The sequence below is a fragment of the Aminobacter aganoensis genome (genome assembly GCF_014206975.1).
Classification (GTDB): Bacteria; Pseudomonadota; Alphaproteobacteria; order Rhizobiales; family Rhizobiaceae; genus Aminobacter; species Aminobacter aganoensis.
Genome location: NZ_JACHOU010000026.1, coordinates 22,951 through 37,268, shown reverse-complemented (window position 1 = coordinate 37,268; position 14,318 = coordinate 22,951). Strand labels below are relative to the sequence as shown.

Below are 14,318 nucleotides of genomic sequence, written 5' to 3'. Positions count from 1 at the left end.
ATGAATTTCGACATCCCCGCCCGCGTTGAAGATTACCGCGCCCGCATCGCCGATTTTGTCGCACGCGAGATCCTGCCATTGGAGGCCGACAAGGCGTCTTATGACGAGCATGGCAACATCGCCCTGCCGATGCTCGAAACACTTCGCGCCAAGGCAAGGGCCGCTGGCTTGTGGTGCCTGCAGCTCAAGTCTGCGACCGGCGGTGCCGGCCTCGGCAAGATGGGCATGGCGGTGTGCTACGAGGAGATGAACCGCTCGATCTTCGGCCCGGTCGTCTTCAATTCGGCAGCACCCGACGACGGCAACATGATGGTTCTGGAAGCGCTCGCCACGCCGGAGCAAAAGGAAAAATGGCTGAAGCCCATTGTCGAGGGCAAGGTGCGCTCGGCATTCGCCATGACCGAGCCGCATCCCGGCGGTGGATCGGATCCGTCGATGATGCTGACGCGGGCCGAAAGGCGCGGCGACAAATATGTGGTCACTGGCCGCAAGTGGTTCATAACAGGGGCGGAAGACGCCAGCCACTTCATCGTGATCGCACGCACCTCCGATGATCCGCGCAATGGGCTGTCGGCGCTGATGTTCCATAAGGATCAGCCTGGCTGGCATATCACGCGCCGCATCGAAATCATGGGCCCCGAAGAGCATGGCGGTCATTGCGAGCTGGAATTCGATGGCCTCGAAATCCCTGCCGAAAACCTGCTCGCCGGCGAGGGCAGGGGCATGAAGGTCACCCAGGTGCGGCTCGCGCCCGCACGTCTGACCCATTGCATGCGCTGGCTCGGCCTGTCCAAGCGCTGCGTCGAGATCGCGCGCGCCTATGCTGCCGAGCGCTACGGTTTCGGTGTCAGGCTTGCCGACCGTGAGAGCATCCAGCTCAAGCTCGGCGACCTCGCCATGCGCATCGAGGTCGGTCGCTTGCTGGTGATGAAGGCGGCATGGGAGCTCGACCGCGGCGGGTTTGCTCGCAAGGAAGTGTCGATGGCCAAGGTACAGGTAGCAAACGTATTGCATGACGCCGCCGACGTGGCGATCCAGATCAATGGCGCGCGCGGCTATTCCAAGGATACCGTCCTTGAATGGATCTACCGTTACGCGCGCCAGGCGAGGCTGGTCGACGGCGCCGACGAGGTGCACAAGATGGTGCTGAACCGCTTCCTCAATGAAGAAGGCTCGGACTTCTGGCGCTGGAATGTCGAAGACGAGGCTAAGGCTTGATGGCTGGGGACGGCAAGGTGCAGGTCAACGCGGACTTTGATCCGGCGGCACTGGCGAGCTTCCTTACGGAACGTTTCGGCAAGGGCAAGATGACGCTTGAACGGATTGGCGGTGGCCAGTCCAACCCGACCTATTTCGTCGATTTCGGCGACCGCCGCATGGTGTTGCGCAAGAAGCCGGCGGGGCCGATCCTGCGAGGTGCGCATGCCATCGACCGCGAGTTCCGCGTGCTCGAGGCACTGGCGCCAACCAATGTGCCAGTTCCAAGGCCGGTGCTCTATCACGACGGCGACATCCCGCTCGGCACACCGTTTTATCTGATGGAGCGCCTCGAAGGCCGCGTCTTCCATGACTGCTCCTTACCGGGCATGTCGCCAGAGGGGCGGCGCGGCATCTATCTCGGCATGGCCGAGGCGATGGCCAAGCTCCATGCTGTACGACCGGACGATGTCGGCCTCGGCGATTATGGCAAACCCGGCAACTATTTCGAGCGCCAGATCGGCCGCTGGACACGACAACTCAGGGAATCGCCGAGCGACCGCATCCCGGCACTTGAGGCTGTCGCCGACTGGCTGCCACAGAACATGCCGGCGGACGATGGTCGCGTGTCGATCGCGCATGGCGATTTCCGCCTCGGCAATCTGCTGTTTCATCCCGAAAAGCCCGAGGTAATCGGCATCCTTGACTGGGAATTGTCGACGCTTGGCCACCCGCTCGCCGATCTCGGCTTCTGCTCGATGACCTGGCATTCAGCGCCGGACGAATATGGCGGCATCCTTGGCCTTGACATTCAGGCACTTGGCATTCCGAGCCAGCGCGAATTCCTCGACCATTATTCCGCCCATGCGGCACCCACCGCAGCGCTCGAACGTTTCCATCTGGTCTTTTCGCTGTTTCGCTTTGCCGTGATCTTCGTCGGCATCGCCGACCGGGCACGTGCCGGCAACGCGGCTTCGACCGATGCAGCCGATGTCGCGCCGCTGGCCGGGCGCTTTGCGGCGCGGGCCATGGAAATTATCGACGGCGCCCGACCCTGGTGAGGCAACGCTGAACAAAAAAGCCCGCCTGCGCGGGCTTTTGTTGCATTCGGCTTGGCTGCGGCTACTGAACCAGCATGCCGGCGGGATCGAAGCCGGGTTTTGCCTTCTTGACGATGTCGGCGGTGATGCGCGCCGAGCCCGCTGACATGGTCCAGCCCATATGTCCGTGGCCGACATTGAACACCATGTTGGCAAAGCGTCCGCCACGACCGAAGATCGGGGTGCCCTCCGGTGTCATCGGCCTGAGGCCAGCCCAATATTGCGGCCGGGCATAGTCGGCGCCATTGGGGAAGATGTCGCGAATGGCCGCCAGCATGTGGCGGAAATCCTCGGGCTTGTGCGAGCGGTCGAAGCCGGCGAATTCGGCCGTCGCTGTCACGCGCATCCGGTCGCCGAAGCGGGCATAAGCGACGAGATTGTCCTCATCGACGCCACCGACGGTGGGCGGAAGATTAGTGGCCTCGATCGGCATCGTCACCGAATAACCCTTGATCGGATAGACCGGCAGCGACACGCCGAGACGGCGGGCAAAATCGGGCGCGAAGACGCCGAGGCAGAGGACGAATTCGTCCGCGGCTACCGAGCCTTTGGAGGTGGTGACACGGGCGATGCGGTCGCCGCTTGTCTCGAAACCCCTGACCTCGGCGTCGAACATGAATTTGACGCCGAGTTCTTCGGCACAATGACGCGCGAGGTTCTGGGTGAAAACCCGCGCGTCACCACTGCCGTCGGAGGGGCAGTAAACAGCACCCGCGAACTTGTCTTTCACCGAAGCAAGTGCCGGATCGATGCGAGCCGCTTCATCGGGGGAGACGGCGCGCAGTTCCAACCCTTCCTCGGACAGGATGCGCGTGTTGGCCGAGCCGCGGGCAAAGGATTCTGGCTTGCGGTAGAGATAGAGCAGACCGCCGTCGAGGCCGTGATAGTCGACCCCGGTATCGGCGGCGATGCCCTCCAAGCGCTCCTGCGAATAGCGGCACAGACGCACCTTGCGCTTGGTGTTGGTGCGCGCCTTTTCGGCCGTGCAATTCATCAGGAATTTCCACGACCACGACCAAAGACGCACGTCCAAGCTGGGCTTGAAACGCAGCGCTTGGCTGTCGTCGAACAGTGAGCGGAGCAGGATGCGCGGCGCCTTGGGTGACGACCAGGTATAGGCGTGGCCGGGCGCGACCAGTCCGGCATTGGCAAAGCTGGTTTCGCCCGCCGCTTCAGAAAGCCGGTCGATGACCGTCACCTCGTGCCCGTCGCGGGCAAGTTCATAGGCGGTGGTGACGCCGACAACACCGGCGCCGAGCACGGCAACGCGCATCCTCAATCTCCGTGATTATGCCGTTGCTGCTCAAAGAGCGGCGATGACGGCGATCTCGACCGTGTACTGCGGCGCGGCAAGCTTGGATTCGACGGTTGCTCGGGCAGGGGCGCTGTCCTTGGCAACCCAGGCATCCCACACGGCATTCATCTCGGCAAAGCCGGCGATATCGGCGAGCCAGATGGAAGCCGACAGGACCTTGGTCTTGTCAGTACCTGCCTTGGCCAGCACGGCGTCGATGCGCTCGAGAATGTTCCTGGTCTGGGCGGCGACGCTTTCGCCGGCTGCATCGAGAGCGACCTGCCCCGATACATAGACGGTGTTGCCGTGCACGACTGCCTGGCTCATGCGCGGGCCAACGTCAATCCGGGTGATGTTGCTCATAGTTTCATACTCCAGGTTCGGTTCGATTACGTTGCCACTATATGTCGACACAAGTGTATCCACAAGAGGATTGTCGACTGCACTTTGTCGTGGCATTAGTTCGCCAAAGCGAGCCCACGAAGCGGACTCAACCAACAGACAGCCCGACCGAAGACGGAGCGCAGGTGCAGAAGACAGCCAAGCCGAAGAAGACGGGACGCGCCGCAGACAGCGTCGAAAAAGTCTATGACGCGGTCAAGGAACTGGCGGTCGAGTACCGCTTCAAGCCAGGCGAGCGCGTCAACGAGGTTGAACTGGCGACCAAGCTTGGCGTGTCGCGCACACCGGTTCGTGAGGCGCTCAACCGGCTGGCCCGTGACGGCTTCATGAGTTTTGTGCCTAATCGCGGCTTTCATGCTCGCGACATCACGCCTGAGGGCGTGCGGGAACTGTATGAACTGCGCGCGGCGATTGAGCGAGCGGCGTTCCGGCTAGCCTGCGAACGTGGTACTGACGCCGAGATCGGCGAGACTATCGCGATTTGGCAAAACAACAGCAATCTCGGTCCGACGACCGACTGGGCCGCAGTGGCTGAGGCCGACGAGGCTTTTCATATTGCCATCGTCACCTTGTCCAAAAACGGGCGCATGCTGAACGCGCTCGAAGGGGTCAATTCGCTGATCCGTTTTTTTCGCCGCATTGATCTTGAGAGCAACCGCCGCCGCAGTGGGACCTACGACGAGCACGCGGCAATTATCGAATGCCTGAGGCGCCGTGATGGCGATGTGGGTGGCGAACTGATAGAACGCCATATCACGTTGAGCTCGGCCCATGCCGTTGACGTGACCAAGGAAGGCTTGGCGCGCATATTCTTTCGCCGCCCCGACTAGGGCCACAATTACTTTCCGTTCGAGCGATACCGGGCCGCGCGTAAGCCCAGATACCTTGCAGCTCTTGAGCGGCCAGGATGCTCGCGATGTGTTGACAGATCAATGTGTATACAGTAATGGATTGACATGAGAGTTGGCTTTGCCCTCTCGCATGTCAGTTCCGTCTGGTCGGCCCGGACGGACATCCGCGCCCAGGAGATCCAGATGGCCAATCCGGCAGTTTCGCTCGACGATAAGTATCTGCTGGACGACGGCCGCATCTTCGTGACCGGCACCCAGGCGCTGGTGCGCCTGCCGATGGTCCAGCGCCGGATTGACCGTGCCGCCGGCCTCGACACGGCGGGCTTCGTCACCGGCTATCGCGGCTCGCCGCTGGGCGGCATCGACCAGGCGTTTGGTCAGGCACGTAAGTTTGCCGAGGCCAATGAGATCCGTTTCCAGACCGGGCTCAACGAGGACATCGCCGCGACCGCCATCCTCGGCACCCAGCAGATCAATCTGATGGAAAAGGCCAACAAACAGGGCGTCTTCTCCATGTGGTACGGCAAAGGCCCGGGCGTCGATCGCTCGGGCGATGCCTTTCGCCATGGCAACCTTGCTGGCTCGGCTCCGCATGGCGGCGTGTTGCTGCTCGCCGGCGACGACCACACCTGCAAATCCTCGACCACCTCGCACCAGAGCGAATATGCTCTGATGGACGCGATGATCCCAGTGCTCAACCCGGCAGGCGTGCAGGAGATCCTCGACTTCGGCCTCTATGGCTGGGCGCTGTCGCGCTATTCCGGCTGCTGGACCGCCCTTAAGCTGATCGCTGAGACTGTCGATTCCTCCGCCTCAATCGTTGTTTCCAGCGACCGTATCGCCTTCAAAACGCCTGATGACTTCGAGATGCCGGTCGGCGGGCTGGGCATTCGCTGGCCCGACAGCCCGCAGGAGCAGGAGCGACGGCTGCACAATCTCAAGCTGCCGGCGACACTCGCCTTTGCCCGCGCCAACCGCTTCGACCGCGTAGCACTCGGCGGCCCGCGCCGTCGGCTTGGCATCGTGACCACAGGCAAGTCTTATCTCGATGTGCGCCAGGCGCTCGAAGAACTCGGCATTTCCGAAAAGCGCGCCATGGAACTTGGCCTGTCGGTCTACAAGGTCGGCATGGTCTGGCCGCTGGAGCCCGAGGGCATCGTAGCCTTTGCTTCAGGACTGGAAGAACTTTTAATCGTCGAGGAAAAGCGGCCGCTGATCGAAAGTCAGGTCAAGGATATACTCTACAACATGCCGGTCGAGCAGCGGCCGCGCATTTTCGGCAAGCGCGATGGCGAAAACCGCATCGTTTTGCCGGCGCATGACGATCTCACCGCGATCCAGATCGCCCGTGCCATCGCCGCGCGCATCCTGCCTTTCATCGACGACAAGGATCTGATCGAGCGCATCGGCAAGCTGTCCGACATCGACAGCGCCAAGCTTGCTAGCCTTGCGCATGTCCAGCGCACGCCTTATTTCTGCTCGGGCTGCCCGCACAACACCTCGACGCGCGTGCCCGAAGGCAGCCGCGCGCTCGCCGGCATCGGCTGCCACTGGATGTCGCAGGCGATGGACCGCAACACCGCGACCTATACGCATATGGGCGGGGAGGGGGCCAACTGGATCGGCCAAGCGCCGTTCGTGTCGACGCGCCACATCTTCCAGAACCTTGGCGACGGCACCTATTTCCACTCCGGCCTGCTCGCCATCCGAGCAGCAGTCGCAGCCAAGGTCAACATCACCTACAAGATCCTGTTCAACGACGCGACGGCGATGACTGGCGGGCAACGCCATGACGGAACGCTCAACCCGCAGCGCATTACCCACCAGCTTCGTTCCGAGGGCGTCGAGCGTATTGCGGTTGTTTCCGACGACATCGAGAAATACCACGGTCAAGAGCCGTTCGCGGGCAATGTCACCATCCACCACCGCGACGAACTCGACGCCGTGCAACGCGAATTGCGCGAGGTTGAAGGCGTATCGGGCATCGTCTACGACCAGACCTGTGCTGCCGAAAAGCGCCGCCGCCGTAAGCGCGATCCCAAGCCGCGCGTCGAGCGTCGCGTCATCATCAACGAACTGGTGTGTGAAGGCTGCGGCGACTGCTCGAAGAAGTCGAATTGTCTGTCGGTGACGCCTGTCGATACCGAATTCGGACGCAAGCGCCGCATCGACCAGTCGTCCTGCAACGAGGATTTTTCCTGCGTGAAGGGGTTTTGCCCGTCCTTCGTGACAGTCGAGGGCGTGAAGCCGCGCCGACCCAAAAACATTGACCCGATGGCCATCGCCGCGCGGCCGATCGCCGAGCCAACACCGTTTGAACTCACCACATCGTGGAACGTGTTGGTCACCGGCGTTGGGGGCACCGGCGTCATCACCATCGGCGCGATCCTGGCCATGGCCGCTCACCTCGAGGGCAAGGGGTGTTCGACGCTCGACATGGCCGGCATGGCGCAGAAAGGCGGGCCGGTTACGACGCATCTGCGCTTTGCGCCTACGCCACACGACCTGCATGCGGTACGCATCTCGTCGCGTTCAGCGGATGTCGTTCTCGGCTGCGACCTCGTCGTTGCGGCAGGCAAGGAAGTCCTCGGCGCCATCGCCAGCGGCAGGACGCACGTCGTGCTGAACTCGGAGGAGACCATCACAGGTGCCTTCATCCGCGACCCCAATTTCCGCGTCCAGGGAACCGGTCTCGCCGGCGTGGTCAAGGATGTCGCCGGCGCGGACCAAGTCGAAACCATCGCGGCCACCCAGATCGCAACGCAGCTGCTCGGCGACTCCATCGGAACCAACCTGTTCATGGTCGGTTATGCCTGGCAGCGCGGACTGATCCCGCTGGCCTCGGCCAGCATCGACAGGGCGCTCGAGCTCAACGGTGCGGCGGTCGAGATGAACCGCACCGCGTTCCGCCTCGGCCGGCTTGCGGCAGCGGACCGCGCGGCGGTCGATGCCTTGCTGCCCAAAACACAGACCAACTCACCGCTTGGCCATCGCGTTGCCTCGCAGTCGCTCGACGAGGCGTTGACACGACGCGTTGCGTTCCTCACCGCCTATCAAAATGCTGCCTACGCAGGTCAATACCGCGCTTTCGTAGACAAGGTGCGCGCCCGCGAAAAGTCGGTGAGCGGTGCCGAAGGCAAGCTCTCCGATGCGGTCGCCCGCTACCTGTTCAAGCTGATGGCCTACAAGGACGAATACGAGGTGGCGCGGCTTTATTCCGAAGGCACCTTTTACAAGCAGCTGGCCGAAACTTTCGACGGCAAGGGCAAGCTGACCTTCCATTTGTCGCCGCCGCTTTTAGCCAAAAAGGATCCCAACACCGGCGAGCCGGCCAAGATGACCTTTGGCCCGTGGATGCTGCGCGCCTTCAGCGTGCTGGCGAAGTTCAAGCCCCTGCGCGGCACCGCACTCGATCCGTTCGGCCATAGTGTCGAACGCCGCACCGAACGCGCGCTGATCGTGGAATACCGCGCCCGCATCGAACGCCTGCTCGTTGTCCTGACGCCCGACAGGCTGGCAACCGCCATCGCGATTGCCGAAGTGCCCGAAGAAATCCGCGGCTACGGACACGTCAAGGAGCGCAACCTCAAACTGGCGCGCGTCAAATGGGCATCGCTTGAACAGGCCCTCCACCAGCGCCCGCTGGCGATTGCAGCCGAGTAGTTTTCGGTCAGCCCGATCTCGTCAGATCGGGCGATTTGTTGGGTCACCACACTATGCTTCACGCGTCCCAACAAGGCCGTGAACGCGCGTCGTCCGCTTTTGCCTTGCCAACACAAATCTCCCCTCAGGAAGCCTGCAAAACTGGGCTGTTCAGCTGTACGGCAGATAAAACAGCAAGTGCATCATTATGTGTATTCACTTATAAAAAATTCTGTGTCTACATGCCTTCAATAAAGAGGGGACCGGGCGCCACGTAGCGGCCCGGCCGATAGCGAAACAAATGGAGATGAAAATGCACAAAGCCCTATTGGCTGCCGCTTGCCTTGCGCTGAGCAGCCTGCCTGCATTGGCCCAGGAACTCGTTCTTGGTGCCGTGGTGCCGCTGTCGGGCGCGAGCGCGACGCTCGGTGACGACCAGCGCCGCGGCATCGAACTTGCCGTCGACAAGATCAATGAAAAGGGCGGCCTGCTCGGTGGCAAGAAGCTGCGCGTCATCGTCGAAGATTCCGGGGGCCGTGCGCCGTCCGCGCTCGACGCAGCCAAGAAGCTTGTCACCGTCGACAACGTGCCGGTGGTGATCGGCGAATACTCGTCCGGTATCACCATTCCAGTCGGACAGTATCTGGTCCAGGAAGGCCGCGTGCATCTCAACATCGGCTCGTCAAGCGGCAAGATCCGCGGCCTCGGCGACGGTTCGTTCTCACTGATCGGCCTCGACAATGTGTCCTCCGGCTTCGCCGCACAGGACGTGGTCGACAACAAGTGGAAGAAAGCGGCGGTAATCGTGCCGAACAACGCCTATGGCCAAGGCGTCGCCGAACAGTTCCAGAAGGCCTTTGCGGCACTTGGCGGCGAAGTCGTCACCACCGTCATGTACACTGAGGGCCAGACAACCTATCGCCGCGAACTGCAGCAGATGGAGCGCAGCGAGCCCGACGTCTATGTCTACTCGGCCTATGGCAAGGAAGCCGCGACGATCAACCGCGAATCCTTCGAGCTCGGCATCAACGCGACGCCCTGGTATGCCATCTACCTTTCGATGTGCACCTCAGACGCCGACCCGAAATTCATACAAGGTCAGTATGGCCTCGACCTGAACTACATCGGTCCCGATGGCGCAGCATATGAAGCAGCCTACAAGGCCAAGTACAAAGAGCCCTTCAAGACCAGCTTCAACGGCTATGGCTATGACGCAGTGATGATGGCCGCTGCCGCCATCGAAAAAGCCGGCTCGGCCGAGCCCAAGGCGATCAGTGCCGCGCTAAAGGAGATCGGCAACGGCTACAAGGGCGCCACCGGCGACATCACTTTCGATGCCGACCGCCAGCGCTCCAAGCAGCCTTATCTCAAGCTGAAGATCGAGGACGGCGTCCAGCAGCGCTAGGGTCTCGACCCTCGTCCTCACGGCAGGCCGGAACTGGCGTCCGGCCTGCCTTTCCGCACCAGCGCAGCTGCGTGTGATGAAGCCCCTTACGAGAAAAGAGCATGGTCCAGTTTGTCGTCGACGTCCTGATCCGCGCGGTCGACCTGGCGTTGATCGCCATCGGGTTGAGCAGCGTCTATTCGCTGATCCGCTTTCCCAATGTAGCACTCGTGCAATATGCGACGACCGGCGCACTGCTGGCGCTCTGCCTGCAGATGGCTGGCCTGCCGCTTGTGGTCGCTGCAATCGCCGCCTGCGCGCTGGTCGGCATCATCGCGGTCGTGCTCAACGTCATCGTTTTCGAGCGGCTTCTGCGCGCCGGCTCGGCTATCGCCATGATCGGCTCGCTGGCGCTCTCCATGATGTTTTCGGCGATCTTCCTCGTCACCGCAGGCCCTAGGCCCAAGCGCTTCGAGCTGGAGATCAACCCGCCGCTGCGTTTCTTAGGTGCGCGGCTGACCGAACACCAGCTGATGTCGGTGGGTATCAGTGCGCTCGCCATCATAGTCTTCGCGCTCATCCTCTTCCGCACCGACCTTGGCCGCTGCATGCGCGCCACCGCCACCAATTCGGTGCTTGCCAGCGCCACCGGCATAGACACACGCAAGGTTACCAACACCGTCGTCTTCCTCTCGGGCGTGATGGCCGCACTCGGCGGTATCGGCTTGTCGGTCAAGGGTGAGATGAGCGCCCAACTCGGCCTCGACATGCTGCTTCCGGTGTTTGCCGCCGCCATCCTCGGCGGGCTTGGCAATGCGCTTGGTGCTGCCGTCGGCGCAGTCGTCATCGCGGCAGCGGAGACCATGGTCACCAATGTCAATTTCGGCCCTCTGTTCGGCGCGTCCGTGCTGTTCATTCCCGCCGCATACGCGACCGCTGCGTCCTTCCTGCTGCTTGTCGTCGTGCTGCTGATCAAGCCCTACGGCTTGTTTGTATCGGAGGTGAAACGTGTTTGAGTTCCTCATCCATGTTTCGATCATGGCCTGCCTTTACGGGCTGTTGTCGCTCAGCCTCAATCTGCAGGTCGGCTTCGCCGGGCTGGTCAATTTCGGCCAGGTGATTCTGTTTGGCTGCGGCACCTATGGCGCGGCTATCGCCTTCTCCCATCAGCTTGGCCCGGTCGCCGGTATCGCGCTCGGTATCGTCTTCGCCGTCGTTGTCGCCGCTGCTTTTGCCCGCCTCGGCCGCAATCTCGGTGCCGACTATTGGGGCATAGCCACGCTCGCGGTCGCCGAAGTGCTGCGCATCCTTGCCAACAACGAAGCCTGGCTGACAGGCGGCGCGCAAGGTGTGAGTGGCATCCCGCTGCTGTTTGGCGACAAGCCGCGCCCCATGGGTCCGCTGATGACGCTCGGCTTGTGCGTGGCCCTGTTGATCGCTGCCTGGTGGCTGTGCCAGCGTCTGACCACTAGCCGCTACGGGCTTGCGCTCAAGCTGATGCGAGAGGAGCCGCAGCTGGCCGCCTCGCTCGGCTACGATCTCGCCGTGCTCAAGACGCAGACGCTGATGGTCGCGGCCGTCCTGGCCGCAGCCTCGGGCTTCGTCTTCGCCCACTACATCACCTTTGTCGGTCCCGACCAGCTGGTCAGCTCCGAGACCTTCCTGATCTGGGCGATGGTCATCATCGGTGGCTCGGGAAACCATCTCGGCGCCATCGTCGGCGCGATCCTGATGCAATTCCTGTTCGCCTTCGTACCCTTCGTGAAAGACGCGCTTGGCCTGCCATCGGAATATGTCGCGGCCATGCGCCTGACGCTCGTTGGCGGCGGGCTGCTTGTCTTCCTGATGTGGCGCACGCAGGGCCTGATCCCCGAACGTATCGGAGGCAAGCAAAATGGCTGAGGCTGTCCTGACCGCCGAGCATATCGCCAAGGCTTTCGGCGCCCACAAGGTGCTGAGCGACGTGCGCTTTTGCATTGGCGCTGACGAGATAGTCGGCCTACTCGGGCCGAACGGCTCGGGCAAGTCGACCCTGCTCAACATCGTCTCGGGCTTTTCGCGCCCTGATGCTGGCGAGATCCTTTTCCTCGGCAAAAGCCTCGCTGGAATGCCTTCGCACAAAATCGCGCGACATGGCCTGGTACGCACCTTTCAGCTGCCGTCGATGCCTCACCGCATGACGGTGCGAGAGGTGCTGCGCGCCGGATCGCGGGATGGGGCAGGGCTGCTCAACTCCTTCACCGGCAAGGGCAGCGAGGACGCCAACGCGGACGAGCTGATCGAACAGTTCGCGCTTGCGCCCGTTGCCCACCTGCCGGCAAGCTCGCTGTCGGGCGGGCAGAAGAAGCTGCTCTCCATCGCGGTCGCCTTGCGCACCAGACCGAAGCTGCTGTGCCTCGACGAGCCGACGGCGGGTGTTCATCCGCAGCTGCGCGGCCGCATGGTCGAGCTGCTCAAGGCGTTCAACAAGCGCGGCGTCGCCATGCTGGTGGTCGAACACGACATGCATTTCATCCGCGAGCTGTGCGGCCGCTGCATCGTGCTCGACCGAGGCGAAATCATCGCCGATTGCGCTCCGCGGGAGCTGACCGAAAACGAGCGCGTCGTCGAAGCCTATCTCGGTAAGTCTGTGGCAAGGCAAAAGGTGTCGGCATGATCCGCGTCAACAATGTGCGGGCCGGCTATGGAGATGGCCCCGATATCCTCCAAGGCATCGACCTTACCGCCTCTGGCGGTGAGATCGTCACCATTCTCGGCCCCAACGGCTGCGGCAAGTCCACGCTGCTGAAGTGTATCGCTGGTTTTGTCAGGCCGCGCGGCGGGGCGGTCGAGATGGAAGGCCGCGATGTCAGTGCGGTTGCCGTGCACGACAAGGTCAAGCACCATCGCATGGGCTTCGTGCCGCAGACCGACAATGTGTTTTCGACGCTGACAGTTGCCGACAATGTCCTGCTTGGCGCCCGCCATCTGCCGGTACCCGAACGCAACGAGCGTTATGCGGAGTTGATGGCGCAATATCCTTCGTTGGCCTCCAAGCAGGAACGCAAGGCCTCAGCCTTGTCGGGTGGCGAACGCCAAATCCTGTCGCTGGCCCGCGCCCTTATCTCCACCCCCAAGGTGCTGCTGCTCGACGAGCCCTCAGCGGGCCTGTCACCCCTGATGATGCACGAGGTTTTTGCCGCGATCGCCGCGATCCGCGACCGCACCGGCATGTGCATCGTCATGGTCGAGCAGAACGCTTTCGAAGCGCTCAGTGTTGCCGATCGGGCTTATGTGCTGTCACTCGGCAAGGTGGCGATTGAGGGCAGGGCAGCAGACCTGCTGGCCGATCCTGCGATGCGCCATCTCTACCTCGGCGGCGAGCCCCCGCCCGCCGAGCCCCATCCCCGGCTCGCGGCAGTCAGCTGACGCAGCACCTCCCCAAACATAGAAGGGCAAATCATGACCATCGCTGCACAGCCGGCCGGCCAGGCCGGTCTCGTTTCGAATATCGAAAACATTCCGTTCGATACCGACAACGGCATTGGCCAGACGGCCAATCTTGGCCTTCTGGTGCTACGAACCGACCAGACCATCGAAGACGAGTTCCGATTTGCATTGCCTGAAGGCGTAGCACTCTACGAGGCGCGGCTGCATTCGCCGGTCGAGATCACTCCCGACAATCTGCGCAAGATGGAAGCCGACATTCCCGGCACCGTCGGCCTTTTGCCCGACGTGCGCTTCGACGTCATCGGTTTCGGCTGCACCTCAGGCGCACTGGTAATCGGCGAGGCCCAGGTTGCCAGGCGCGTCAGGGAAGTCATGCCTGATGTGAAGGTCACCGACCCGGTGACGGCGGCGCTCGCCGCCTTCAAGGCGATGGGTGCCAAAAAAATCGCGTTGCTCACGCCCTACATCGCCACCATCAACCACTCGCTGCGTGATGCCTTTACGGCGCGCGGGCTTGATATCCCCGTCATGGGCTCGTTCAACGAGCCGGACGACAATCTCGTTGCCCGCATCACCACCGCAGCGATCGAAAAAGCCATCCTTGATGTTGGCTCGGAAGAATGTGACGCGGTGTTTGTGTCCTGCACCAGCCTGCGTGTCGCCCGAATTGCCGAACGGGTCGAGGCCAAACTCGGCAAGCCGGTGACTTCAAGCAACCATGCCATGGCCTGGCACATGCTGCGCCTCGGCGGCTATGACAAGCCGATCGAAGGTCTCGGCAAGCTGTATCGTACGCAGCTATCTTCCACAATCATCCCCACAGCCTGATTTCGGAAGCAGACGCTCTCTAGCCTGAGGCGCTGTTGGTCGGTGAGAATTAGTCCGTCGCCCAAGTGCGCTGATGTGAAATCACCGGGCATTACTTACATACAGGTGACGACTGCATCCTTTCGTCACCGCCGCCGGCCTTGCACGTGCATAGTCGTAGGCCGTGCCCTCTATGACGATCCTGCTCACAG

General features: G+C 62.2%; 12 protein-coding genes. 10 read left to right on the top strand and 2 right to left on the bottom strand.

All coding sequences use genetic code 11. The features are described from left to right. Together GGR00_RS26410 and GGR00_RS26405 are read left to right on the top strand one after the other, a co-directional pair. On the top strand, positions 1 to 1,218 hold the full coding sequence (locus tag GGR00_RS26410) for an acyl-CoA dehydrogenase family protein (protein WP_184702366.1): 1,218 nt from the start codon (positions 1 to 3) through the stop codon (positions 1,216 to 1,218). Beyond that, a complete protein-coding gene (locus tag GGR00_RS26405) occupies positions 1,218 to 2,258 on the top strand; it encodes a phosphotransferase family protein (RefSeq protein ID WP_184702364.1) in 1,041 nt (346 codons plus the stop codon). The genes GGR00_RS26410 and GGR00_RS26405 overlap by 1 nt, the downstream gene beginning before the upstream one ends. A 61-nt stretch (positions 2,259 to 2,319) precedes the next feature. On the opposite strand, the gene GGR00_RS26400 is transcribed toward GGR00_RS26405, so the two are convergent. Together GGR00_RS26400 and GGR00_RS26395 are read right to left on the bottom strand one after the other, a co-directional pair. Beyond that, entirely contained in the window at positions 2,320 to 3,570 is a 1,251-nt protein-coding gene (locus tag GGR00_RS26400) for a D-amino acid dehydrogenase (protein ID WP_184702362.1), read from the bottom strand. Between the two features lie 30 nt (positions 3,571 to 3,600). Next, positions 3,601 to 3,954 carry a RidA family protein gene (locus GGR00_RS26395; protein WP_184702360.1) on the bottom strand — a complete coding sequence of 118 codons (354 nt, stop codon included), beginning with the start codon at positions 3,952 to 3,954 and terminating at the stop codon, positions 3,601 to 3,603. 164 nt (positions 3,955 to 4,118) lie between these two features. On the opposite strand from GGR00_RS26395, the gene GGR00_RS26390 reads away from it, so the two are divergent. The 8 genes from GGR00_RS26390 (at position 4,119) to GGR00_RS26355 (ending at position 14,127) form a co-directional block, all read left to right on the top strand. Next, positions 4,119 to 4,823 carry an FCD domain-containing protein gene (locus tag GGR00_RS26390; RefSeq protein WP_184702357.1) on the top strand — a complete coding sequence of 235 codons (705 nt, stop codon included), beginning with the start codon at positions 4,119 to 4,121 and terminating at the stop codon, positions 4,821 to 4,823. A 204-nt stretch (positions 4,824 to 5,027) separates the two neighbouring features. Continuing rightward, positions 5,028 to 8,507, top strand: coding sequence for an indolepyruvate ferredoxin oxidoreductase family protein (locus GGR00_RS26385; protein ID WP_184702355.1), 3,480 nt, complete (start codon positions 5,028 to 5,030; stop codon positions 8,505 to 8,507). 292 nt (positions 8,508 to 8,799) lie between these two features. Then, positions 8,800 to 9,891, top strand: a complete 1,092-nt coding sequence (locus GGR00_RS26380; RefSeq protein ID WP_246441670.1) for an ABC transporter substrate-binding protein — start codon at positions 8,800 to 8,802, stop codon at positions 9,889 to 9,891. Between the two features lie 101 nt (positions 9,892 to 9,992). After that, on the top strand, positions 9,993 to 10,886 hold the full coding sequence (locus GGR00_RS26375; protein ID WP_184702351.1) for a branched-chain amino acid ABC transporter permease: 894 nt from the start codon (positions 9,993 to 9,995) through the stop codon (positions 10,884 to 10,886). Beyond that, the gene (locus GGR00_RS26370) at positions 10,879 to 11,772 is read left to right on the top strand and encodes an ABC transporter permease subunit (RefSeq protein ID WP_184702349.1); all 894 of its coding nucleotides are present in this window, start codon (positions 10,879 to 10,881) and stop codon (positions 11,770 to 11,772) included. Before GGR00_RS26375 ends, GGR00_RS26370 begins: the two co-directional genes overlap by 8 nt. Then, entirely contained in the window at positions 11,765 to 12,526 is a 762-nt protein-coding gene (locus tag GGR00_RS26365) for an ABC transporter ATP-binding protein (protein WP_184702347.1), read from the top strand. Before GGR00_RS26370 ends, GGR00_RS26365 begins: the two co-directional genes overlap by 8 nt. After that, entirely contained in the window at positions 12,523 to 13,278 is a 756-nt protein-coding gene (locus GGR00_RS26360; protein ID WP_184702346.1) for an ABC transporter ATP-binding protein, read from the top strand. Before GGR00_RS26365 ends, GGR00_RS26360 begins: the two co-directional genes overlap by 4 nt. Before the next feature lie 33 nt (positions 13,279 to 13,311). Further along, positions 13,312 to 14,127, top strand: coding sequence for a maleate cis-trans isomerase family protein (locus GGR00_RS26355; protein WP_184702344.1), 816 nt, complete (start codon positions 13,312 to 13,314; stop codon positions 14,125 to 14,127). The last annotated feature ends 191 nt before the right edge of the window (positions 14,128 to 14,318 follow it).

What these genes read in the sequence shown, in the direction of transcription:
- GGR00_RS26410 (WP_184702366.1), top strand. Translation starts at nt 1, where the DNA reads ATGAATTTCGACATCCCCGCCCGCGTTGAAGATTACCGCGCCCGCATC.
- GGR00_RS26405 (WP_184702364.1), top strand. Translation starts at nt 1,218, where the DNA reads ATGGCTGGGGACGGCAAGGTGCAGGTCAACGCGGACTTTGATCCGGCG.
- GGR00_RS26400 (WP_184702362.1), bottom strand. Translation starts at nt 3,570, where the DNA reads ATGCGCGTTGCCGTGCTCGGCGCCGGTGTTGTCGGCGTCACCACCGCC.
- GGR00_RS26395 (WP_184702360.1), bottom strand. Translation starts at nt 3,954, where the DNA reads ATGAGCAACATCACCCGGATTGACGTTGGCCCGCGCATGAGCCAGGCA.
- GGR00_RS26385 (WP_184702355.1), top strand. Translation starts at nt 5,028, where the DNA reads ATGGCCAATCCGGCAGTTTCGCTCGACGATAAGTATCTGCTGGACGAC.
- GGR00_RS26380 (WP_246441670.1), top strand. Translation starts at nt 8,800, where the DNA reads ATGCACAAAGCCCTATTGGCTGCCGCTTGCCTTGCGCTGAGCAGCCTG.
- GGR00_RS26375 (WP_184702351.1), top strand. Translation starts at nt 9,993, where the DNA reads ATGGTCCAGTTTGTCGTCGACGTCCTGATCCGCGCGGTCGACCTGGCG.
- GGR00_RS26365 (WP_184702347.1), top strand. Translation starts at nt 11,765, where the DNA reads ATGGCTGAGGCTGTCCTGACCGCCGAGCATATCGCCAAGGCTTTCGGC.
- GGR00_RS26360 (WP_184702346.1), top strand. Translation starts at nt 12,523, where the DNA reads ATGATCCGCGTCAACAATGTGCGGGCCGGCTATGGAGATGGCCCCGAT.
- GGR00_RS26355 (WP_184702344.1), top strand. Translation starts at nt 13,312, where the DNA reads ATGACCATCGCTGCACAGCCGGCCGGCCAGGCCGGTCTCGTTTCGAAT.